Below are 22,934 nucleotides of genomic sequence, written 5' to 3' on the forward strand. Positions count from 1 at the left end.
CCAAGTGATGGGCGTTGCCGCTGAATACGCAGCCACGCCGAGTAAGAAGGGTATAGCGCCATAATCCATGCCTTGCTTTGCCTGACCGACACATCAATAGGGTGTGCGGCCCAGAGCAGGGCGGCCTAAAAGTAGAAATCTCAAACTATGTCTCCAAGTGAATATGCACTGGAAGTGGCGAAAAGACGTACTTTCGCCATCATTTCCCACCCCGATGCCGGTAAAACCACTATTACCGAAAAAGTGTTGCTGTTTGGACACGCCATCCAGACCGCCGGTACAGTAAAAGGCCGTGGCTCCAGCCATCATGCCAAATCTGACTGGATGGAGATGGAAAAGCAGCGCGGTATCTCCATCACCACTTCTGTGATGCAGTTTCCCTATGGCGGCTGTCTAGTTAACTTGCTCGACACCCCAGGGCATGAAGACTTCTCCGAAGATACCTATCGTACTCTGACCGCTGTTGACTGTTGCTTGATGGTGATTGATGCGGCTAAAGGGGTAGAAGATCGAACACGCAAACTGATGGAAGTGACCCGTCTGCGCGATACGCCGATTCTGACCTTTATGAACAAATTGGACCGCGAGATCCGTGATCCTATGGAAGTGCTGGATGAAGTGGAACGCGAGCTTAAAATTGCTTGCTCGCCAATCACTTGGCCGATCAGCTGCGGTAAGTCATTTAAAGGGGTTTACCACCTTTATAAAGACGAAACTTACCTCTATCAGACCGGCAAAGGGCACACCATTCAGGAAGTGCGCATCATTAAAGGGCTAAATAACCCGGATCTGGATGTGGCGGTGGGTGAAGAGATCGCCAAACAGTTCCGTCAGGAGCTGGAGCTGGTTCAAGGCGCTTCCCATGAGTTTGATCATGAGGCTTTCTTGTCGGGTGATTTAACCCCGGTGTTCTTTGGTACTGCGCTGGGTAACTTCGGTGTTGATCATATGCTAGATGGTTTGGTCGAGTGGGCGCCCGCTCCGATGCCGCGTAAAACCGACACCCGAGTCGTGGTCGCGGCGGAAGAGAAATTCACCGGTTTTGTGTTCAAGATTCAGGCAAATATGGACCCGAAACACCGTGACCGTGTTGCTTTTATGCGTGTGGTTTCAGGGCGTTACGAAAAAGGCATGAAACTGCGTCAGGTGCGTACCAAGAAAGATGTGGTGATTTCCGATGCGCTGACCTTTATGGCTGGTGACCGCTCTCATATTGAAGAAGCCTTTGCTGGCGACATTATCGGCCTGCATAACCACGGTACCATTCAAATCGGCGATACCTTCACCCAAGGTGAAGATATGAAGTTCACCGGTATTCCGAACTTTGCCCCTGAATTGTTCCGCCGTATTCGTCTGCGCGACCCATTGAAGCAAAAACAGCTGCTGAAGGGGTTGGTTCAGTTGTCAGAAGAGGGCGCAGTGCAGGTGTTCCGCCCACTGACCAACAACGATTTGATTGTCGGCGCGGTCGGTATTCTACAATTCGAAGTGGTCTCATCACGGCTGAAAAGCGAATACAACGTGGAAGCAGTATATGAGTCCGTTAACGTCTCGACCGCCCGTTGGGTTGAATGTGACGACGTGAAGAAATTCGAAGAGTTTAAACGTAAGAATGAAGTTAACTTGGCACTCGATGGCGGTGATAACTTGAGCTATATCGCCCCAACGATGGTCAATCTCAACATTACGCAAGAGCGTTACCCAGAAGTCCGTTTCCGCAAAACTCGCGAGCATTAATCACGCCGCAAGCCGCATTCTATAGGGGTACTCTGTACCCCGATTCATTAATTTCCCTCATAATTATCCCCTTAAGATAACTCTCACTTAGTCATAAATATCCACCTTTAGGCCGATTCCGACTGTATTTCTGCCAAGATGCTCTATCTTTATAACTACGCGCAGACTTGAGTCGCATTCACTTTGGGGCGACCAATCTGTAGTAATCGTAAAGTATTCATCAAATAGCTACCCATCTGCGGTGGCATAAGAATCCGTAAATTGGGGCATCTATCCAGTTTGGGGTTCAGAACAATAAAGGAAGAAATCGATGACAAACACAAAATTTGCCCGTTCAGTGATGGCTGTTGTTTTAGGTACTGCGCTTATCAGCGGTAGTGTGCTGGCCGAAGACACGTTGCTCAATAAAGCCTCCGACGCTGTGGACAGTACTGGTGCCAAACTCGATAGCTCGATGAAGAAAGTCGATAACTACATGGGCGACAGCGCCGCAACAGCGAAAGTGAAAAGTGCGCTGTTGGAAGAGAAATCCCTCAAAAGCACAGATATTTCAGTCGAAACCAGCCATGGCGTGGTGACGCTGAGTGGCTTCGTCACTTCTCAGGCAGAAGCTGAAACCGCCGTTGACATTGCTAAAAACGTTGAAGGGGTGAAATCCGTTAGCGATAAGCTGCATGTCAAAGATCAGAAAACACAATCAGTCAGTGAATATGCTGGCGATGCGGCGACAACCAGCTCTATCAAAGCCAAATTACTGGCCGATGATATTGTCCCGTCACGTAAAGTCAAAGTTGAAACCACCGAGGGCGTGGTTCAGTTGTCTGGTTCTGTTGAGAACAAAGCCCAGTCCGAACGTGCTGAAAGTATTGCCAAAGCGGTTGATGGCGTAAAAAGCGTTAAAAATGATCTGAGCATCAAGCCTTAATTTTTTATCCGACAGACAGGTGTTTCGTGGGTTATCGATAAACCCACGGAATATTTTTTAAAACGGTAAGGAGAAGCTTATGTTTCGTTGGGGCATCATATTTCTAATTATTGCTTTAATCGCTGCGGCATTAGGTTTTGGTGGGCTAGCCGGTACGGCCGCTTGGGCCGCAAAAGTCGTCTTTGTCGTCGGTATTGTTCTCTTCCTCATCAGTTTGTTTACAGGACGTAAGCGCCTTTAGTGTGCGAGAGGGTTACAGCCAGGGTGAAGAAGGGGTATCCTCGACACCTGTTGTAGCGGAATTAAGGATGGATGGTGGGATACAGAATACCTATCACGCTCGGTAATATTGAGCCACTCGCCTATAAACCATACCAACCCGGTAAAATGGCGTTGGTCTGTGAGGGCGGCGGGCAGCGGGGAATTTTTACAGCCGGTGTGCTGGATGAGTTCCAGCGCGCCCGCTTTAACCCTTTTGATCTGATGATCGGCACCTCTGCTGGCGCACAAAATCTCTCTGCTTTTATCTGCGGCCAACCCGGCTATGCTCGCCGCGTGATTACCCGCTACACCACCACCGCTAATTTCTTCAATCCATTACGTTTTGTTCGTGGTGGACACCTCATTGATCTCGACTGGCTGGTGGATATCACCTCCCAGCAACTGCCGCTGGCCCTCGACCACGCTGAACAGCTCATGCTTAATGGCCGCGAATTCTTAATGTGCGCCTGCCGCAGTGATGATTTCGAGCCAACCTATATCGCCCCCACCCGTGAAAGCTGGTTGTCGGCACTCAAAGCCTCCAGTGCTATTCCCGGTTTTTACCGTCAGGGTGTTGATTTAGATGGTATTAGTTATCAAGATGGTGGCATCAGCGATGCGATTCCAGTTGAGGAAGCTTACCGCCGTGGCGCGGATACTATTGTGGTTATCCGTACAGTTCCTTCGCAAGCTTACTGTACGCCACAATGGATGAAGCGGATGGAGCACCTGCTGAGTGAAAGCAGCTTACAGCAGCTGGTGCGTATTATGCAGCAGCATGAACAGAGCTATCATCGTATTCAGCAGTTTATTGAGAAGCCGCCGGGTGACTTGCGGATTTTCGAGATTTTCCCGCCGAAGCCCCTTGCCAGCAATGCGTTGGGGAGCCGTGTCGCGGCACTGAATCAAGATTACCATTTGGGTCGCCGCTGTGGCCGCTATTTTCTGGCGACCGTCGGGCACTGGCTCTTGCCTCGTGACGCGCAGAATCAAGCCGAAATGGGTGACGAGAAAACCACCATTCCACTATCTCGCCGTATGATTCAACCGCAAGATATTAACCAGACAGATGATATGGCCGAGTTGATTGATGACTATGATTTTTCATTTGATGTCATTCAAACGCCGGATATCATCACCCCGGTCGATTCATCCGCCGTGGCGAATCAACCTCTCCCAGCTCAGATGACAGTGGCAGGGAGTGGGCTGATCGTGCCCACCTTAACGCCCAGTAAAACTAAGCTCTTGGCGGGCGAGATCATTTCACCTGCCAGTGCGCCAGAAACCAAAGGTGATATAGCCTAATGGTGCAGATAGCGGGGCCGACGGCCCATCTCATCGATCCCCCCTATTTTGTTGACACCCATTGTCACTTTGACTTTTCCCCATTCAGCGGCGTGGAAGCCGCCAGTTTGGTGAGTGCGGCACAGGCGAATGTCAGGCAACTGATTATCCCAGCCGTCAGTGCGGTTTACTTCCCCCGCATTTTAGCCTTGGCAGAGCGCTATCCGCCGCTGTTTGCCGCACTGGGCCTGCACCCGCTCTATATTGCCGAGCACCAAGAGGCTGATTTGGCGACGCTGGCCTCTTATTTGGCGAATAAACCGGAAAAACTGGTGGCGATAGGGGAGATTGGGCTGGATCTCTATATGGATGAGCCACAGTTTCCACGGCAATTGGCGCTGCTACAGGCACAACTTAAGCTGGCGAAACAGCATGATCTCCCAGTTATTCTACACTCCCGCCGTTCCCATGATCAGCTCGCTGCCGCATTGCGCAAAGTCGCGTTGTCGCGCACGGGTGTGGTGCATGGTTTTGCTGGCAGCTTAGCGCAGGCGCAGGCATTCATTCGCTTGGGTTATTACATTGGCGTTGGGGGCACCATCACTTATGAACGGGCACAGAAAACTCGCAATGTGATGGCAGTATTACCGCTCTCAGCCCTGTTACTGGAAACCGATGCGCCGGATATGCCATTAGCCGGTTTTCAAGGCCAACCCAATCGGCCCGAACGAGCGGCGAATGTGTTCGCGGCCTTGTGTGAATTGCGCCCAGAAGCACCACAAGAGATAGCCACCCATCTGCTGGAGAATAGCCAGCGCTTATTTCAGTTGCCCCCAGCTGATCAATCCACGCGATAATCTTCTGTCCGACATACTAAAATCGCACTAATAGTTAGCCGGCTATTATTTTCTCACGGAAATTTCTGTGATGTTAGTCACATTAACTCTCTTGGAGTTGCTCTGAGTTGTGTTTATTTGTGACAGAGATTGTTTGATAGCCTGCTCATGTCGGTATAATCCCGCCCATATTATTTCTATACAAATCATTAACAGGATGATCTTACATGCTTATGAGCTTGGTCGGGATGGCAGTACTGATATTAATAGCCGTACTTCTTTCAAGTAATTTTAGGGCGATTAATATCCGCACTGTAGTAGGGGCTTTTATTCTTCAGGTGGGTATCGGGGCGCTGGTATTATATGTGCCAATTGGCCGCAGTATCTTGGGTGGTATGTCTGCTGGCGTTGCGAATGTTATCGCTTACGGCAATGACGGTATCTCATTTATGTTTGGCGGTTTAGTGTCCGACAAAATGTTTGAAGTCTTTGGTGGGGGCGGTTTTGTCTTCGCCCTACGCGTATTACCGGTCATTGTTTTCTTCTCCTCATTAATTGCGGTTTTGTATTATCTCGGCATCATGCAAATCGTGATTAAGGTATTAGGCGGCGGCTTACAAAAGCTGCTGGGCACCTCTCGCACTGAATCCCTCTCCGCGACCGCCAACATTTTTGTCGGGCAAACTGAAGCCCCACTGGTGGTGCGCCCTTATATTGCCACCATGACCCAATCGGAGTTGTTTGCTGTGATGTGTGGCGGTTTAGCCTCTGTCGCGGGCTCCGTCTTGGCCGGTTACGCGCAGATGGGGGTGCCGTTGGAATACCTGATCGCCGCCTCCTTTATGGCGGCTCCGGGCGGGTTACTCTTTGCTAAATTGATGGTGCCAGAAACTGAAAAAACCCACGATACGGTAGATGCCACAACGCTAATTGCGGAAGATGAGCGCCCGGCTAACGTGATTGATGCGGCGGCTTCTGGTGCGGCTTCGGGTATGCAACTGGCGCTGAATGTCGGCGCAATGTTGCTGGCCTTCATTGCATTGATTGCATTGCTGAATGGTATTTTGGGCGGAATTGGTGGCTGGTTCGATTATCCGCAACTTTCGCTAGAGCTGATTCTGGGCTGGGTCTTCTCGCCAATTGCTTACCTGATCGGTATTCCGTGGAGTGAAGCGATGGTGGCTGGCTCCTTTATCGGCCAAAAAATCATCGTCAACGAATTCGTGGCATTTATGAATTTCGGCCAATATCTACAGGCAGAAGAGTTAGTGAAAGCGGCGGGCTTGCAGGTGTTGTCGGATCACACGAAAGCCATTATTTCCTTCGCGCTCTGTGGGTTTGCCAACTTGTCATCAGTCGCCATCTTGCTGGGCGGGTTGGGCAGCATGGCACCAAATCGCCGCCATGACATCGCGCGATTTGGCCTAAAGGCGGTGGCCGCAGGGACTTTATCTAATTTGATGAGTGCGACGATCGCCGGTTTCTTCCTGGCTTTATGATTAGGCTAGCTTGACTGGCCATTTTGAGCTTGGGCAGTGCTCATTGCCGTCACATACTGCGTGTATGCTCCGGTTCTTGCGCGCTGTCCGCACTCAAACTGACTGCGGCTGACGCCTAATAGACCAGTTATAAGCTATTCTTGATGTGAGTGGGTATAATAGTGCCGTAAGCCATAAATCAGGGTATTTTGTGACGTCAATCACATATAATATTTTGGCGTTACAAATTACTATTGATTAGTGTGAAATTGAACACATCTCAGGTGTCGAGAACGTGTTCAAATAACATGATTAACTTTTTTGAGTGAAGTCGCGAATATCGCGAGAGCTTCCTGTCAGAAAAGTATTGCGGTGAGAAGGATCTCAATTGCAACCACGGGACTGACCCGCGGGGCTATCTTCAAGGAACCAAGTCCGCTCGCCAACGTCTTGAGTTCAAAGCCAAAGATATCGATACTCTCTCTTGGCTCGCTCATAAATAAATGCTCAGTTTTGGCAAGGTGCCGGGGCTGAAATAGTGTTGGAGAGTTTTATGACCGAATTAACCGCCTGCGCGAATCTGCACGATTATGCCAAACGCGCGCTGAGTTTGATGGATTTAACCACCCTGAATGACGACGACACCGATGATAAAGTGATCGCGTTGTGTCATCAGGCAAAAAGCCCTGCCGGTAATACGGCGGCAATCTGTATTTATCCTCGCTTTATTCCTATTGCGCGTAAAACATTGCGTGAGCAAGGGACACCTGAAATTCGCATTGCGACTGTGACTAACTTCCCCCACGGCAATGACGATATTGCCATTGCACTGGCCGAAACCCATGCCGCTATCGCCTACGGTGCTGATGAAGTGGATGTGGTTTTCCCTTATCGCGCCTTAATGGCGGGTAACGATAAAGTCGGCTTTGAATTGGTGAAACAGTGCAAAGAGGCTTGCGCCGCCGCGAATGTGTTGCTGAAAGTCATCATTGAGACGGGTGAGTTAAAGCAAGAGCATTTGATTCGTCAGGCGTCTGAAATTGCTATCAAGGCGGGTGCTGATTTTATCAAAACCTCCACCGGTAAAGTGCCGGTTAATGCCACGCTGGAAAGTGCGGACATTATGATGCGCACCATTCGCGATTTGGGGGTGGGCAAAACCGTGGGCTTCAAGCCAGCGGGAGGCGTACGCACTGCGGAAGATGCCGCGCAATTCCTACAACTGGCTGATCAATTGATGGGGGAGGGCTGGGCAGATGCTCGCCACTTCCGCTTTGGGGCGTCCAGTCTGTTAGCCAGCTTATTAACCACACTGGGTCATCAGAGCGACAGCAAAAGCAGCGGCTACTAAGTCTGCGCACTGATTTGAGCTGAGCCAATAACTGAATTTAGCAGATGCACTGCGGGCTGATTTGCTCGCAGTGCAGCTTTCATTCCATAAACAGGGGGATGCCTTGTTTCTCGCACAAGAAATTATCCGTAAAAAACGCGACGGCCAGCCACTCAGCGAAGAAGAGATTCGTTTCTTTATCAATGGTATTCGCGACAACGTAGTTTCCGAAGGGCAGATTGCGGCTTTGGCGATGACCATTTACTTCCATGATATGAGTATGCCTGAACGTGTGGCCCTCACCATGGCGATGCGCGATTCTGGCACGGTGCTGAACTGGAAGAGCCTGAATCTCAATGGCCCGATTGTGGATAAACACTCCACAGGCGGCGTCGGGGATGTGACCTCCCTGATGCTCGGCCCAATGGTCGCCGCTTGTGGTGGCTATGTACCGATGATCTCAGGCCGTGGCTTGGGTCATACCGGTGGGACACTGGATAAACTAGAAGCCATTCCCGGTTTTGATATTTTCCCCGATGATAATGCGTTCCGCAAAATCATTCAGGATGTCGGCGTGGCGATTATCGGCCAAACCAGCTCACTCGCACCGGCGGATAAGCGCTTTTATGCCACGCGCGATATCACCGCCACCGTGGACTCTATCCCGCTGATTACCGCCTCCATTTTAGCCAAAAAATTGGCGGAGGGATTGGATGCGCTGGTGATGGATGTGAAAGTCGGCTCTGGTGCCTTTATGCCGACGTACCAACTATCTGCTGATTTGGCGCAGGCGATTGTCGGCGTAGCGAATGGCGCAGGTTGTAAAACCACGGCGCTACTGACCGATATGAATCAAGTCTTGGCTTCCAGTGCGGGCAATGGCGTGGAAGTGCGCGAAGCCGTGCGCTTCCTGACGGGTGAGTATCGCAATCCCCGTCTGCTGGAAGTGACCATGGCGCTATGTGTTGAAATGCTGCTGTCAGGTGGCTTGGCGCAAGATGAGGCCGAGGCCAGAGCCAAGCTGCAAGCGGTGCTGGATAACGGCAAAGCGGCAGAGGTTTTTGGTCGGATGGTGGCGGCGCAAAAAGGACCAAGTGATTTCGTCGAGCGCTATGACAGCTACTTGCCGGTTGCCATGCTGAGCAAACCCGTCTTTGCTGAGCGCCCCGGTATTATCACGGCCATGGATACCCGCGCATTAGGGATGGCGGTGGTTGCCCTCGGTGGGGGGCGTCGCCGTGCAACAGATCCGATTGATTACAGTGTCGGTTTAACTGATATGGCCCGTTTAGGGGCCAGTGTGGAGGGTCAACTGCCATTAGCCGTGATTCATGCCAATAACGAAGATGATTGGCAGCAGGCGGCAGATGCTGTGCGCACGGCCATTACATTGGGTGATAAATCGCCGGAAGAGACGCCGGTCATCTATCGCCGTATCACTGAATAACCGCCCCATTTTGATGATGCCCGCCCAGCGGGTGAATCTTCGCAGGAGAGAATAATGAAACGCACATTTATTATGGTATTAGACTCATTTGGTATCGGCGCGAGTGCAGATGCCAAAAAATTTGGCGACGAAGGGGCAGATACACTGGGCCACATTGCTGAGGTCTGCGCCCGTGGTGAAGCTAACGTGGGCCGTAGCGGCCCCTTAACACTGCCGAACCTGAGCCGTTTAGGGCTGGGTAAAGCGGCTGAAGAATCAACGGGTAAATTCCCGGTCGGGCTGGATAAAGATGCCGATATCATTGGCGCTTATGGCTATGCCAGCGAGCTATCTTCCGGTAAAGACACCCCATCAGGCCACTGGGAAATTGCCGGTGTGCCGGTATTGTTCGACTGGGGCTACTTCAGTGATGTAGAGAACAGCTTCCCGCCGGAACTACTGGAGAAACTGGTCAAACGCGCCAATTTACCGGGCTATCTGGGTAACTGCCACTCCAGCGGCACGGTTATCCTTGATCAACTGGGTGAAGAGCATATGAAAACCAGCAAGCCGATTTTCTACACTTCCGCTGACTCGGTATTCCAGATTGCTTGTCATGAAGAGACATTTGGCTTGGATCGCCTGTATGAGCTGTGCGAAATTGCCCGTGAAGAGCTGACCGAAGGTGGTTACAATATTGGCCGCGTGATTGCACGTCCGTTCATCGGCGATAAGCCGGGGAACTTCCAGCGCACCGGTAACCGCCATGATCTGGCTGTTGAACCGCCAGCGCCGACCATGCTGAAAAAACTGGTGGATGAGAAGGGCGGCGAAGTGGTTTCAATCGGTAAAATCGCCGATATCTACGCCCATGTGGGGATCACGCAAAAAGTGAAAGCCACCGGTCTGGATGCGCTGTTTGATGCCACCATTGAAGAGATGAAAAAAGCGGGTGATAACACCATCGTGTTCACCAACTTTGTTGATTTTGACTCCTCATACGGTCACCGCCGTGATGTGGCGGGCTATGCCGCGGCACTGGAACTGTTTGACCGCCGCCTGCCAGAATTGCTGGCGCTGGTAAAAGATGATGACATGATGATTCTGACTGCTGATCACGGCTGTGACCCAACCTGGCCGGGCACCGACCATACTCGTGAGCATATTCCGGTCTTGGTTTATGGCCCGAAAGTGAAGCCGGGGTCGTTGGGGCACCGTGAGACTTTTGCCGATATTGGGCAGACAGTGGCGACATATTTTAATTTGTCGCCAATGGATTACGGTAAGAATATGTTTTAGGGCACGAGGCTAAGCTGAGCGTGCCATTTTGGGATTGGGCAGTGCTAAAAATCCTCACGTACTTCGTGTACGCTCCGGTTTTTGCGCGCTGGCCGCACCCAAACTGTCTATGCTCATCTACGCCTTTTTAATTGATCGAATTCTACTGAATTGGAATTGCGTCAAAATACGAACAGTTCAGTAATTAAAATTTTAATTCTCTGATTTTTAAGGAAAGTGATTATGGCAACGCCACATATTAATGCTGAAATGGGTGATTTCGCTGACGTTGTATTGATGCCAGGGGATCCGCTGCGTGCGAAGTTTATCGCAGAAACCTTCCTACAAGATGTGAAGCTAGTGAATGACGTGCGTGGCATGTTGGGTTTCACCGGCACTTATAAAGGCCGCAAAATCTCGGTCATGGGCCACGGGATGGGTATCCCATCCTGCTCCATTTACGCGAAAGAGCTGATCACTGATTTCGGCGTGAAGAAAATTATCCGCGTGGGTTCATGCGGCGCGGTACGTGCTGACGTTAAATTGCGCGATGTGGTTATCGGCATGGGGGCTTGTACTGATTCCAAAGTCAACCGCCTGCGTTTTAAAGATCACGACTACGCGGCGATTGCTGATTTCGAAATGACCCGCAATGCCGTTGATGCCGCGAAAGCGAAAGGGATTGATGTCCGTGTGGGCAACATCTTCTCCGCTGATCTATTCTACACGCCAGATCCGCAAATGTTTGATGTGATGGAAAAATACGGCATTCTGGGTGTGGAGATGGAAGCCGCTGGTATCTATGGCGTGGCCGCTGAATTCGGTGCAAAAGCTCTGACCATCTGCACCGTGTCTGACCATATCCGTACCGGCGAGCAAACCACCGCCGCCGAGCGCCAGACCACCTTCAATGACATGATCGAAATTGCATTGGAGTCTGTGTTGCTGGGCGACAAAGCCTAACACCGCACCGCGCTTTCTATTCAGCAGCAGCTTTTTCTGCTGCTGAATCTATTCATGAAAATCGCTATAAAAAATCAGTCTCTTTACACATCAGCCAATTAGCGCTATATATCTATTCACCTATCTATTCTTCTTTCTATTCAAGAATCTATTCATATGCTCACTCTGGAAACTCTATTACGTCAAGGTCCAGCAACGGCGGCTCATCTGGCCGATGCCATGAAGGTCAGTCAGCCCACGGTGTCGCGGCAATTAAGCGGATTAAAAGAAAAAGTGCTGAAAATAGGTAAAGCGAGATCAACGCAGTATGCCTTACGGCGGTCTGGTGTCGGAGATAGCGGGGAGGCGGGGAAGTTCCCTCTGTATCGTATCGATGAGCGGGGCCATGCTGCTCATTTCGCTACACTCTATCTTATCCATCCTACTGAAAAGTGCTGTGTGCACCAATTGGAATCTGATACCTGGCAGCAATTTGATAGCTTACCTTGGTATTTGACTGATATGCGGCCTCAGGGATTCCTCGGGCGGATTTGGGGAAAGTCAGTCGCGGCCCAGTTACAGCTCACAGATGATGTTCGTTTGTGGAATGAAGAACATATTTTACTCGCGTTATCTCGTCAGGCGGATGACATGAATGGCAATATCTTGATTGGGCAGCAAAGCTATCAACGTTGGCTGGCGGCACCCGATGCGATACCGATTGAGCCAGCAGATAAGCTATCCCGCTACACTGAATTGTCTCAAACGGCACTCGCCGGTGAAATGGTGGGATCATCAGCAGGGGGGGAGCAACCGAAATTTACCTGCTATGCTGGCTACGATGGAGCCTCTCCATCCTATGTCATCGTTAAGTTTACCGCCGTGCAGGATAACCCGAATGCGCAACGTTGGGCTGATTTACTCATTGCAGAGTCTTTGGCACTAAACACATTGAGGGATGCGGGTTATGCGGCAGCCGTCACCCATGTCCTGCATAATCAGGATCGGCAAACCTTTCTTGAGGTTGAACGTTTTGACCGATATGGGCAACGCGGTCGTGTAGGTATGGTCTCTCTGGAAGCGGTGAATGCTGAATTTGTCGGTATGCCGGTTGTCAGTTGGCCCAAAGTTTGTCGTGAACTGGCGGAAAAAGGTTTACTGAGTCTCGCACAACTTGAACAGGTGCGCTTAATCTGGGCTTTCGGGGTATTGATTGCGAATACAGATATGCATCATGGAAATCTATCATTCTTGCATCCCGAACATCGGCCTTTCTCACTTGCCCCTATTTACGATATGTTGCCGATGGCTTTTGCGCCATCAGGCACGGGGAATATGCGGCACACAGTACCCAATATGACATTGTCAGTTGATATCAGTCGTGAGCATTGGCTGCGAGCGCAAGAGTTAGCACAACCATTTTGGCAGAAAGTGAGCACTAACCCAGATATCAGTGCGGGATTTAAAACGATAGCCGACCAGATGCAGGAAAAGATAGCGTCGTTAACCCCCCTCATTGAGAGGATGGCTTAATCCTTTCCGCTGCCGCTGCACCGCCAAATGATTTTGGGCATCATCGGTATTTTCTACGCTATTTATCATCCGATTTTTTATCTGTTTCCGCCGTGTCATCTTCACTGTCATCTTCTTTCACTGGCGTATTGGCGGTCAGCAGATAGGGTGATTGCTGCCAGCGGCTGCGGCGGCCTTGCAACAGGGTACGTGCCAGAATGATGCCCACCGCCAGCGCGACCAATATCATCAGGCGCAGTAAATTGGTGGTATTATCCACTTGCTTGGATTCGGTCGCCAATACATGGGTATCCAGCGTCATCCGCAGAAATCCACTTGGCCCGTTTTTGCCGGGGATCAACTCGACAATCTGGTGGTTGAAATAACTGCCGGGGCGTTTACCATCTAACGCCAGTCGATCACGCACTTTGACGTTCTCTCCGGCAGCAGCCACTAATGTACCGTCAATTTGATAGACACTGGCATCCAAGATGCGGCTTGATTGGGTTAGTTGCTGGAGAACGGCATCGACTTTCTGGCTGTCGATATCGTCATCACCGCTGTCCATGATAGGCGACAGGCTGAAAGTGACTTGTTTCGCTAATGTTTTCGCCAGCTCTTCAACTTGTTCCGAACGTGCCAGTTGATGGCTGAGGCTGAAATAGGATGCACCTTGCATCAGCAAGACGAGTAATGCCAGACAAATCAGCACAATAGCGGTCCGGTGCAGTCGGAATTTTAATTTAGCCTTGGCCATGCAGGTTCCTTGCCGGATTTGCTCAGTTGCCGCCTTCCTGCAACTCGAATTATTTAGGGTATATGTTGCCAGAAGCAAGGGCGATAGGATAGCTTGATGCGTTGTTTTACCCTTCATCTTTCATGATGCAGCGGTGCTGACTGCTCCCCAATCAATGGGCGGGAAGAGTGGTCCAGTTAGCGCCTTGCCAAAACGCGAAAGTGATGGGGCCTTATATTGCTGAGTCTGGGTTTCTACAGGAGTTATTCATGTCTAATAGTCTGACCTATTGTGATCTTCCCTCGGAGATCTACCAATGGCCGGGTTTGCCACTTTCACTCAGTGGCGATGAAGTGATGCCGCTGGATTATCGTGCTGGTCACACGGGTTGGCTGTTGTACGGTAGGAAACTGGATAAAAAACGGATTACCGATTTCCAGCGCCAACTGGGCGCGGCAATGGTGATTGTTTCAGCTTGGTGCGTGGAAGATTATCAGGTGATCCGTCTCGCGGGCAGCTTGACGCCTCGGATTAAAACGCTGGCCGATGAGAGTGGCTTGGATGTTGCGCCATTGGGTGCCATTCCGCATCTGCGCACCCCCGGCCTGCTGGTGATGGATATGGACTCCACCGCCATCCAAATCGAATGTATCGATGAGATTGCCAAGTTGGCGGGTGTGGGTGAAGAGGTGGCAGCCGTCACGGAACGCGCCATGCAAGGTGAGCTGGATTTCTCAGCCAGCCTGCGCCAGCGAGTGGCGACCCTGAAAGGGGCCGATGCGAATATTTTAAAACAGGTGCGCGACGAGTTGCCACTGATGCCGGGGCTGACCAGTCTGGTGCGTAAGCTTCAGGCGCTGGATTGGCATGTGGCGATCGCCTCCGGTGGTTTTACCTATTATGCCGAGTATCTGCGCGACAAATTACGGCTAGTAGCGGTTGCTGCTAATGAGCTTGAAATCAAAGATGGCAAGCTGACCGGCAAAGTTCTCGGGCCAATTGTCGATGCGCAATATAAAGCCGACACCCTGCTCAAACTGGCTGAAAAGTTGAATATTCCGGTCGCGCAGACCGTAGCAATAGGCGACGGTGCCAACGACCTGAAAATGATGCAAGCCGCCGGTCTGGGTCTGGCTTTCCATGCCAAACCCAAGGTCTACGCCAAAGCGAAAGTGGCTATCCGTCACGGTGATTTGATGAGTGTGCTTTGCATCCTAACCGGCAGCCTAAAACACGAAGAGCGCTAATCCCCTTTGTCCTTGGCACGACAGCGTTGTTAGCGGCACGCACTCACCCGAATCACTGACTTGAGTCAGCTCATCGGGATGAGTTTGTTTGCTGCCTAGCTGTAGCACCAATGCCTTTGCGGATGTTTTATTATTAGATTGAGGTGAATCGTGGCTAAAGCGCCAAAACGGGCATTTGTCTGTAATGAATGCGGGGCGGATTATCCGCGCTGGCAGGGGCAGTGCAGCGCCTGCAATGCTTGGAATACCATTACTGAGGTGCGGTTGGCGGCGGTGTCCTCCTCCTCGTCACGCACTGAACGTTTTGGCGGCTATGCCGGTGATGCGGGGGTGAGCCGAGTACAGAAGCTATCGGATATCAGCTTGGACGAACAGCCGCGCTTCTCAACCGGCTTCCTTGAGTTTGATCGGGTGCTGGGGGGGGGCGTGGTGCCGGGCAGCGCCATTCTGATTGGTGGCAATCCGGGGGCGGGGAAAAGTACCTTGCTGCTGCAAACGCTCTGTAAATTGTCCGAAAACATGAAAACCCTGTATGTCACTGGCGAAGAGTCGCTGCAACAGGTTGCGATGCGAGCGCACCGCTTGGGCTTGCCCACGGCGGGCCTGAATATGCTGTCGGAAACCAGTATCGAGCAAATCTGCCTGATTGCCGAGCAAGAGCAGCCACGGCTGATGGTGATCGACTCGATTCAGGTGATGCACATGGCGGATATCCAATCATCACCGGGCAGTGTGGCGCAAGTGCGTGAAACTGCCGCCTACCTGACGCGCTTCGCCAAAACACGCGGTGTCGCCATTGTGATGGTGGGTCATGTGACTAAAGATGGCTCGCTGGCGGGACCCAAAGTGCTGGAGCACTGCATCGACTGCTCGGTGATGCTCGATGGTGATGGTGACTCACGATTCCGTACGCTGCGCAGCCACAAAAACCGCTTTGGTGCCGTCAATGAGTTAGGCGTATTCGCCATGACGGAGCAAGGCCTGCGGGAAGTCAGTAATCCCTCGGCGATTTTCCTCAGCCGAGGTGATGAAGTGACGGCGGGCAGTTCAGTGATGGTGGTGTGGGAAGGGACGCGCCCGCTGCTGGTTGAGATTCAGGCGCTGGTGGATCACTCGATGATGTCTAACCCCCGCCGAGTAGCAGTCGGGCTGGAGCAAAATCGGTTGGCCATCTTACTGGCGGTATTACACCGCCATGGCGGCTTGCAGATGTCGGATCAAGACGTGTTCGTCAATGTGGTCGGTGGCGTGAAAGTGACGGAAACCAGTGCCGATCTGGCGCTGCTGATGTCGCTGGTCTCCAGCTTGCGTGACCGCCCGCTGCCACAAGATCTGGTGGTGTTCGGGGAAGTGGGACTGGCGGGTGAAATCAGGCCGGTGCCCAGTGGTCAGGAGCGTATTTCCGAAGCCGCCAAGCACGGCTTTAAGCGCGCGATCGTGCCTTACGCCAATATGCCGAAGAAACCGCTGCCCAATATGCAGGTTTTCGGCGTGAAGAAGCTGGCTGATGCATTAGCCGTTTTGGAAGATCTGTAATCGCGTATTTAGTAGTACGAATCTCGCAGCATACTGTGCTATTTTTGTTTAGCGCACTAAACAAGGAGGCGGCATGCTGCAGTTCGACTATCTCAAAACAGCCATTAAGCAAAAGGGCTGTACCCTACAGCAGGTGGCTGAAGCCAGCGGCATGACAAAGGGGTATCTTAGCCAGCTACTCAACGACAAAATCAAAAGCCCCAGTGCGCAAAAGCTGGAAGCCTTGCACCGTTTTCTTGAGCTGGAGTTCCCACGCCGTGAGAAAAAAGTGGGCGTAGTGTTTGGTAAATTTTACCCGCTCCACACCGGCCATATCTTTTTAATCCAGCGTGCCTGTAGTCAAGTTGACGAGCTGCATGTCATTTTGTGCCACGATGAACCTCGTGATCGCGAGCTGTTCGAAAACAGTTCGATGTCACAACAGCCGACAGTCAGTGACCGCCTACGTTGGTTGCTACAAACTTTCAAGTATCAGAAAAATATCCATATTCACTCATTTGATGAGCACGGCATTGAGCCTTATCCGCACGGTTGGGATGTCTGGAGCCGTGGCGTCAAAAAGTTTATGGCGGAAAAGGGCATCGTCCCCAGCTTTATCTATTCCAGCGAAAGTCAGGACGCCCCCCGTTACCGCGAGCAACTGGGTATCGAAACCATCCTGATCGACCCACAACGCTCATTTATGAATATCAGCGGCCGCCAAATTCGCCGCGACCCTTTCCGCTACTGGGATTACATTCCGACCGAAGTGAAGCCCTTTTTTGTCCGCACCGTGGCGATACTGGGGGGCGAATCCAGCGGAAAATCTACTCTGGTCAATAAGTTAGCCAATATTTTCAATACCACCAGTGCGTGGGAGTATGGCCGCGACTATGTTTTCTCCCATCTGGGCGGTGATGAGATGGCGCTGCAATATTCAGATTATGACAAAATTGCACTGGGGCAGGCACAATACGTTGATTTTGCGGTGAAATATGCCAATAAAGTGGCGTTTATCGACACCGATTTTGTCACCACGCAGGCGTTCTGCAAAAAATATGAGGGGCGCGAGCACCCCTTTGTGCAGGCACTGATTGATGAGTACCGCTTTGATCTGGTTATCTTGCTAGAGAACAACACGCCGTGGGTTGCCGATGGTCTGCGTAGCCTCGGCAGTGATCGTGACCGTAAATCCTTCCAGAACTTACTGGAGCAGATGCTGCGCAGTAATAATATTGAATACGTGCATGTCGAGTCGGCAGATTATGACGAGCGCTTCCTGCGCTGTGTTGAATTGGTTCAGCAGCTCTTGGCCGCCGACCTGCAACGCCTTGCCCGCCCTTCAGTATTGGCTGAAGTGCGGGAGGAGTGACCTTAGTAGGCAATCACTATCTTGCCTTGCATATGCCCGCCCGCCACTTGTGCATGGGCGGTATGCAGGTTTTCGACTGTTAGCCCGTGCAGTGTCTCGCTCAGCGTCCCTTGCAGTTTTCCCCCATCGACCAACTGACTCACCTGCTTGAGAATCTCCCCTTGCTGGGCGATATCTGGCGTAGAGTACATGCTGCGGGTGAACATAAATTCCCAATGTAAAGCCGCACTTTTCAGTTTTAACTGATTCTGATCCAAGGGTTTTTCGTTCTCCACAATAGTGCAGATCTGCCCCAGTGGCGCGATCAGTTCGCTGATGGCTGGCCAGTGGCCGTCGGTATCATTCAGGCAGAGAATGTAATCCACCTTATCAATACCTTCTTTCGCCAATTGCGCTTTCAGGTCGCGGTAATCTACCGTCAGGTCGGCACCTCGTTCACGGCACCAAGCGGCTGATTCTGGGCGTGAGGCAGTCGCAATCACTTTTACCGGGCTGCGCAACGCCGCCAGTGGAATGGCTAATGAGCCGACACCGCCCGCGCCGCCGATGATCAGTAGGTTTTGATCTGCACTGGCATGCTGGATCTTCAGGTGCTCGAACAGCGCTTCCCATGCAGTGATGGCGGTTAATGGCAGGGCGGCGGCCTGCGCCCAGTTGAGCGTGCGGGGTTTGTGGGCCGCAATGCGGGCATCGACCAACTGTTGATGAGCGTTACTGCCGGGGCGGGTGATATCACCGGCATACCACACTTCATCGCCGACGCGAAAGCCGCTGACTTTCTCGCCGACACTCATGACCACACCCGCGGCATCCCAACCCAGAATCCTTGGCTGTTGTAAGCCATTTTTCTTTAAGCTGCTATGCACTTTGGTATCAACCGGATTGATGGATGCCGCTTTGACTTCAACCAGCAAATCAAAGGGACCAGGTGTGAGTATATCTAGCGTGATTTCAATAAAATCAGCGGGTTGTTGTGGGTTCACTGCAATGGCTTTGAGGGTCATTTTTATCTTCCTGTTTTAGTGTATGGATGAAGTCTAGACCTATTTGATGGTAGTGATAAGATGGACAATTATTAATTCAGTGTTCGTCTGAGACAAACAATCATGTTTAAGCAACTTCAGGATATGGCACTGTTTGCGCGAGTTGCCGAGTGTGGCAGCTTTACCCGTGCGGCTGAAATGGCCGATTTGCCGAAATCGAGTGTCAGTAAGCGCATCAGTCAGTTAGAGCAAAATCTGGGGATTCGGTTGATCAATCGCACCACTCGTCAGTTGAATCTGACCTTTGCGGGTGAGCGCTATTTGGTGCACTGCCAAGAGATGTTGCAGGCGGCTGAGCGCGCGGATCTGGCACTGCAACGGCTGAAGGATAATCCCAGTGGCCGCTTGCGTATCTCGACCCCGGCAGGATTAGGTGCAACCTTAGTGGCGCGGCTGGCGACTGATTTTCAGCGGCAATATCCAGATGTGCTGTTGGAGGTTTTGGCGTCGGATACCATGGTGGATCTGGTGGAGGAGGGCTTTGATGTGGCGCTGCGCACGGGCAAACCGCAGGATTCGTCACTGATTGGCCGCCGATTGGGCTACGCCCCGCGCTACCTGTTGGCCTCGCCAAACTATCTGGCGCAGCACCCGCCATTGTCTCACCCCAGCCAATTGGATAAGCACCATTGCATTGCCCACCGTGCTTGGCAGGCGCTCATTTTGCGCTGTGAAGGTGAGTTTTACCGCTGGCAAGTGCCGATGCAGCATGTCACGGATAACCTGCTGTATGCCCGCGAATGTGCCCTTGCAGGCGGGGGGATCACGCTACTCCCTGCTTTTTTAAGCCGTGAAGTAGTGGCAAACCGTCAGCTTATTGAAGTGTTGCCCCAATGGCGGCCTGAAGGGAATGAGCTGTATTTGGTATATCCCAGCCGCAAATTAAACTCCCCCGCCTTGAGCTGTTTTATTGATGTGGCGATTGGGCACCCGGTCTTTGGGGATTATGTGCAAGGGCTGGAAATCTCTTAGTGAGCCGAATATACTGCTTATTCGGCTCATATTATGAGCCGAATAGAGTCGATAACCGGCTCATTCTCAATACGGGAGAGAGTGATGAACGAAAACCTATGGGTGTGGCAACATGAGAAGTGGCCCCATTTTTACTGGGATGATGCGCTTATTCAGCCTCAGCTACGCAACACCCGGTTTAAGCTCGGGCAACTCCTCGGCGAAAACAGGGGGAATACCTCTACTGAAAGCGCCTCAAAAACCTTAGATATGCTTTTGGCGAATATTGTTGCGTCATCAAAAATAGAGAATGAGCAACTTAATATCAGGTCGGTGCGTTCATCGCTGGCAAAAAAACTCGGGATGACGTGGGAGGTAAGTGACCCGACGTCTGATCGCTCTGATGGTTTGGCCGCCATTATGCTCGACGCCATTAATGAATGTCATGCGGACTTAACGCTGGAACGATTGTATCAATGGCATGAATGGCTATTCCCCAATGACCCATGGGTCCTGAATCCTATCAAGGCGGGCCAATTGAGGGGGGGTGAACCTATGCAGGTAGTTTCTGGCCGAATGGGCAAGGAACGGGTTCATTTTGAAGCACCACCTCGCGAGGTTTTATTTGCGGAGCTAACACAGTTTATCCATTGGTTTAATGTGTCTCGCATTGAGAATGCTGTTGATCCACTGTTGCGAGCGGCAATCGCGCATTTTTGGTTTGTCACTTTGCACCCGTTTGAAGATGGTAATGGCCGTATTACCCGAGCACTGACCGATATGGCACTATCACAGGCGGACAACCAAAGTATTCATCTTTACGCTATGTCAGTTGCCATCCTTGAAAACCGAGATGGGTATTACGCTATTTTGGAAAAGTGCCAACGTGGCGGTCTGGATATTACCCCTTGGTTACTCTGGTTTATCGCCACTCTGGAACAGAGTTTAGATCAGGCATCTGAGCAGGTTCGCGCGACATTGGCTAAAAATCGTTTCTGGTTAAAGCACAATGGCAGTGGGCTGAGGGTGGAGCAAATTAAAGTGCTTAATCGTCTGCTAGATGGGGGTGAAAACGGCTTTGCTTTAGGTATCAATGCCTCTCAATATCAAAAAGTCGCGAAAGTCAGTAAAGCGACAGCGACCCGTCATCTCGCAGAGTTATTGGCGCGTGAGTGTATTGAAAAGCTACCGGGGGAGGGGCGGAGTACCCGATACCGAGTGAAGTATCCAGAGTGAAATGGCCTGCAATATTCAATTGCAGACCATTTGTTTCGATATAAGGTTAAACTTACTTAACCATTTTCTTATACTTAATACGGTGGGGTTCCAGTGCTTCGGCACCCAGAGTGCGTTTTTTCCACTCTTCGTATTCAGTAAAGTTACCTTCGAAGAATTGCACTTTACCTTCATCTTGATAATCGATGATATGAGTGGCAATTCGGTCAAGGAACCAACGGTCATGGGAGATGACCATCGCGCAGCCCGGGAACTCCAACAAGGCGTTTTCCAGTGCGCGCAAGGTTTCGATGTCCAGATCGTTGGTCGGTTCATCGAGCAGCAGCATGTTGCCGCCGACCTGTAGCAGCTTAGCCAAATGAATACGGCCACGCTCACCACCGGACAGCTCGCCGACACGCTTACCTTGATCAATCCCTTTAAAGTTAAAGCGGCCGACATAGGCACGGCTTGGAATTTCAAAGTTGCCGATCTTCATGATGTCCTGACCACCGGACACCTCTTCCCAGACGGTTTTGCTGTCATCCATGTTGTCACGGAACTGATCAACTGAGGCCAACTGCACGGTATCACCCAGTGAAATGGTGCCGGAGTCCGGTTGTTCCTGACCTGATAACATGCGGAACAGTGTTGATTTACCCGCGCCGTTCGGCCCGATGATCCCCACTATCGCGCCTTTTGGCAGCGCAAAGGTCAGATCGTCAATCAACAGGCGATCACCGTAAGATTTGCTCAGATGCTCGACTTCCAGCACTTTATCGCCTAGGCGTGGGCCGGGTGGAATGAACAACTCACTGGTTTCGTTACGTTTTTGATATTCGACGCTGTTAAGTTCTTCAAAGCGGGCCAGACGGGCTTTACCTTTCGCCTGACGGCCTTTTGGATTCTGACGAACCCACTCCAGCTCTTTCTGGATAGATTTACGGCGTGCAGCTTCGGAAGAGGCTTCCAGCGCCAGTCGATCATCTTTTTGCTCCAGCCATGAGGAGTAGTTGCCTTCCCATGGAATCCCTTCGCCACGGTCCAGCTCCAGAATCCAACCTGCCACGTTATCGAGGAAGTAACGGTCATGGGTGATGGCGACCACGGTGCCTTCATAATCGTGCAGGAAGCGCTCGAGCCATGCCACGGATTCCGCATCCAAGTGGTTGGTCGGTTCGTCCAGCAGCAGCATATCTGGTTTTTCCAGCAGCAGGCGGCAGATGGCAACACGACGGCGTTCACCACCGGACAGATTGGCAATTTTGGCATCCCACGGCGGCAGACGCAGTGCATCCGCAGCGCGTTCTAACTGGTTATCCAGATTATGGCCGTCTTGGGCTTGGATAATGGCTTCCAGCTCACCTTGCTCTTTCGCCAATTTATCGAAATCAGCATCAGGATCGGCATACAGCGCATACACCTCATCCAAGCGGGTCAGTGCGCGTTTGACGTCGCCCACCGCTTCTTCAACTGATTCACGCACCGTTTGCTCAAGATTTAACTTAGGCTCCTGCGGCAAGTAACCAATTTTGATGCCAGGTTGGGGACGCGCTTCGCCTTCGATATCGGTATCGATACCCGCCATAATGCGCAATAGGGTCGATTTACCGGAGCCATTCAGACCCAGCACACCAATCTTGGCCCCAGGGAAAAAACTCAGGGAGATGTTTTTCAGAATATGACGTTTCGGCGGAACCACTTTGCCGACACGGTGCATAGAATAGACGAATTGAGCCACGTTGCGTCTGCCTCTCTAATTAGTAGTGATGTCTGGTGCGGAGTGTAGCCCGTTTGGATTCTGCGAACCAGTATCCAGAGTGGATAGTCGAGCCGTGTCGACAGA

General features: G+C 51.5%; 19 protein-coding genes. 16 read left to right on the forward strand and 3 right to left on the reverse strand.

Features of this window, described 5'->3' with window-relative positions; genetic code table 11:
• Positions 1-147: 147 nt before the first annotated feature.
• From prfC to yjjJ, 11 genes are all read left to right on the forward strand, one after another.
• Positions 148-1,737, forward strand: coding sequence for a peptide chain release factor 3 (gene prfC / locus HRD69_RS08590; RefSeq protein ID WP_004876078.1), 1,590 nt, complete (start codon positions 148-150; stop codon positions 1,735-1,737).
• 310 nt (positions 1,738-2,047) lie between these two features.
• Entirely contained in the window at positions 2,048-2,662 is a 615-nt protein-coding gene (gene osmY, locus HRD69_RS08595) for a molecular chaperone OsmY (protein WP_004876077.1), read from the forward strand.
• Positions 2,663-2,741: 79 nt separating this feature from the next.
• Positions 2,742-2,903, forward strand: a complete 162-nt coding sequence (locus HRD69_RS08600) for a DUF1328 domain-containing protein (RefSeq protein ID WP_004876076.1) — start codon at positions 2,742-2,744, stop codon at positions 2,901-2,903.
• A 71-nt stretch (positions 2,904-2,974) separates the two neighbouring features.
• Positions 2,975-4,228 (forward strand): patatin-like phospholipase family protein, encoded by a 1,254-nt coding sequence (locus tag HRD69_RS08605; RefSeq protein ID WP_004876075.1) that lies wholly within the window; start codon positions 2,975-2,977, stop codon positions 4,226-4,228.
• On the forward strand, positions 4,228-5,064 hold the full coding sequence (locus HRD69_RS08610; protein ID WP_032815026.1) for a TatD family hydrolase: 837 nt from the start codon (positions 4,228-4,230) through the stop codon (positions 5,062-5,064). The genes HRD69_RS08605 and HRD69_RS08610 overlap by 1 nt, the downstream gene beginning before the upstream one ends.
• A 206-nt stretch (positions 5,065-5,270) precedes the next feature.
• Positions 5,271-6,542: a NupC/NupG family nucleoside CNT transporter gene (locus tag HRD69_RS08615; protein WP_080545055.1), complete on the forward strand. Its 1,272-nt coding sequence runs from the start codon at positions 5,271-5,273 to the stop codon at positions 6,540-6,542.
• A gap of 532 nt (positions 6,543-7,074) precedes the next feature.
• A complete protein-coding gene (gene deoC, locus HRD69_RS08620; protein WP_032815025.1) occupies positions 7,075-7,872 on the forward strand; it encodes a deoxyribose-phosphate aldolase in 798 nt (265 codons plus the stop codon).
• 103 nt (positions 7,873-7,975) lie between these two features.
• Positions 7,976-9,298, forward strand: coding sequence for a thymidine phosphorylase (gene deoA / locus HRD69_RS08625; protein WP_032815024.1), 1,323 nt, complete (start codon positions 7,976-7,978; stop codon positions 9,296-9,298).
• Between the two features lie 54 nt (positions 9,299-9,352).
• Positions 9,353-10,576 (forward strand): phosphopentomutase, encoded by a 1,224-nt coding sequence (gene deoB / locus HRD69_RS08630; RefSeq protein WP_004876071.1) that lies wholly within the window; start codon positions 9,353-9,355, stop codon positions 10,574-10,576.
• Positions 10,577-10,798: 222 nt separating this feature from the next.
• Positions 10,799-11,518, forward strand: coding sequence for a purine-nucleoside phosphorylase (gene deoD, locus HRD69_RS08635; RefSeq protein ID WP_032815023.1), 720 nt, complete (start codon positions 10,799-10,801; stop codon positions 11,516-11,518).
• 156 nt (positions 11,519-11,674) lie between these two features.
• A complete protein-coding gene (gene yjjJ / locus HRD69_RS08640) occupies positions 11,675-13,030 on the forward strand; it encodes a type II toxin-antitoxin system HipA family toxin YjjJ (RefSeq protein ID WP_004876069.1) in 1,356 nt (451 codons plus the stop codon).
• 58 nt (positions 13,031-13,088) lie between these two features.
• Here yjjJ and HRD69_RS08645 read toward each other — a convergent pair whose 3' ends face one another.
• A complete protein-coding gene (locus HRD69_RS08645) occupies positions 13,089-13,766 on the reverse strand; it encodes a YtjB family periplasmic protein (RefSeq protein WP_004876068.1) in 678 nt (225 codons plus the stop codon).
• A gap of 248 nt (positions 13,767-14,014) precedes the next feature.
• On the opposite strand from HRD69_RS08645, the gene serB reads away from it, so the two are divergent.
• The 3 genes from serB to nadR all read left to right on the forward strand — a co-directional run bounded on the left by serB (position 14,015) and on the right by nadR (position 17,879).
• Positions 14,015-14,992 carry a phosphoserine phosphatase gene (gene serB / locus HRD69_RS08650; RefSeq protein ID WP_032815022.1) on the forward strand — a complete coding sequence of 326 codons (978 nt, stop codon included), beginning with the start codon at positions 14,015-14,017 and terminating at the stop codon, positions 14,990-14,992.
• A gap of 150 nt (positions 14,993-15,142) precedes the next feature.
• A complete protein-coding gene (gene radA / locus HRD69_RS08655) occupies positions 15,143-16,528 on the forward strand; it encodes a DNA repair protein RadA (protein WP_004875399.1) in 1,386 nt (461 codons plus the stop codon).
• A 73-nt stretch (positions 16,529-16,601) separates the two neighbouring features.
• Complete coding sequence (gene nadR / locus HRD69_RS08660; RefSeq protein ID WP_004875398.1) at positions 16,602-17,879, forward strand: multifunctional transcriptional regulator/nicotinamide-nucleotide adenylyltransferase/ribosylnicotinamide kinase NadR; 1,278 nt, start codon at positions 16,602-16,604, stop codon at positions 17,877-17,879.
• Positions 17,880-17,881: 2 nt separating this feature from the next.
• Here the strand turns inward: nadR and HRD69_RS08665 are convergent, their stop codons facing one another.
• Complete coding sequence (locus HRD69_RS08665; protein WP_004875397.1) at positions 17,882-18,883, reverse strand: zinc-binding alcohol dehydrogenase family protein; 1,002 nt, start codon at positions 18,881-18,883, stop codon at positions 17,882-17,884.
• 102 nt (positions 18,884-18,985) lie between these two features.
• On the opposite strand from HRD69_RS08665, the gene HRD69_RS08670 reads away from it, so the two are divergent.
• A complete protein-coding gene (locus HRD69_RS08670) occupies positions 18,986-19,894 on the forward strand; it encodes a LysR family transcriptional regulator (RefSeq protein ID WP_004875396.1) in 909 nt (302 codons plus the stop codon).
• An 84-nt stretch (positions 19,895-19,978) separates the two neighbouring features.
• Positions 19,979-21,109, forward strand: coding sequence for a Fic family protein (locus HRD69_RS08675; RefSeq protein WP_032814586.1), 1,131 nt, complete (start codon positions 19,979-19,981; stop codon positions 21,107-21,109).
• 52 nt (positions 21,110-21,161) lie between these two features.
• On the opposite strand, the gene ettA is transcribed toward HRD69_RS08675, so the two are convergent.
• Positions 21,162-22,829, reverse strand: coding sequence for an energy-dependent translational throttle protein EttA (gene ettA / locus HRD69_RS08680; protein WP_032814584.1), 1,668 nt, complete (start codon positions 22,827-22,829; stop codon positions 21,162-21,164).
• Positions 22,830-22,934 lie beyond the last annotated feature (105 nt).

The organism is Yersinia mollaretii ATCC 43969, assembly GCF_013282725.1.
Taxonomy (GTDB): domain Bacteria; phylum Pseudomonadota; class Gammaproteobacteria; order Enterobacterales; family Enterobacteriaceae; genus Yersinia; species Yersinia mollaretii.

Coding starts and splice junctions, on each gene's coding strand:
- prfC (WP_004876078.1), top strand. CDS start 148: ATGTCTCCAAGTGAATATGCACTGGAAGTGGCGAAAAGACGTACTTTC.
- osmY (WP_004876077.1), top strand. CDS start 2,048: ATGACAAACACAAAATTTGCCCGTTCAGTGATGGCTGTTGTTTTAGGT.
- HRD69_RS08600 (WP_004876076.1), top strand. CDS start 2,742: ATGTTTCGTTGGGGCATCATATTTCTAATTATTGCTTTAATCGCTGCG.
- HRD69_RS08605 (WP_004876075.1), top strand. CDS start 2,975: ATGGTGGGATACAGAATACCTATCACGCTCGGTAATATTGAGCCACTC.
- HRD69_RS08610 (WP_032815026.1), top strand. CDS start 4,228: ATGGTGCAGATAGCGGGGCCGACGGCCCATCTCATCGATCCCCCCTAT.
- HRD69_RS08615 (WP_080545055.1), top strand. CDS start 5,271: ATGCTTATGAGCTTGGTCGGGATGGCAGTACTGATATTAATAGCCGTA.
- deoC (WP_032815025.1), top strand. CDS start 7,075: ATGACCGAATTAACCGCCTGCGCGAATCTGCACGATTATGCCAAACGC.
- deoB (WP_004876071.1), top strand. CDS start 9,353: ATGAAACGCACATTTATTATGGTATTAGACTCATTTGGTATCGGCGCG.
- deoD (WP_032815023.1), top strand. CDS start 10,799: ATGGCAACGCCACATATTAATGCTGAAATGGGTGATTTCGCTGACGTT.
- yjjJ (WP_004876069.1), top strand. CDS start 11,675: ATGCTCACTCTGGAAACTCTATTACGTCAAGGTCCAGCAACGGCGGCT.
- HRD69_RS08645 (WP_004876068.1), bottom strand. CDS start 13,766: ATGGCCAAGGCTAAATTAAAATTCCGACTGCACCGGACCGCTATTGTG.
- serB (WP_032815022.1), top strand. CDS start 14,015: ATGTCTAATAGTCTGACCTATTGTGATCTTCCCTCGGAGATCTACCAA.
- nadR (WP_004875398.1), top strand. CDS start 16,602: ATGCTGCAGTTCGACTATCTCAAAACAGCCATTAAGCAAAAGGGCTGT.
- HRD69_RS08665 (WP_004875397.1), bottom strand. CDS start 18,883: ATGACCCTCAAAGCCATTGCAGTGAACCCACAACAACCCGCTGATTTT.
- HRD69_RS08670 (WP_004875396.1), top strand. CDS start 18,986: ATGTTTAAGCAACTTCAGGATATGGCACTGTTTGCGCGAGTTGCCGAG.
- HRD69_RS08675 (WP_032814586.1), top strand. CDS start 19,979: ATGAACGAAAACCTATGGGTGTGGCAACATGAGAAGTGGCCCCATTTT.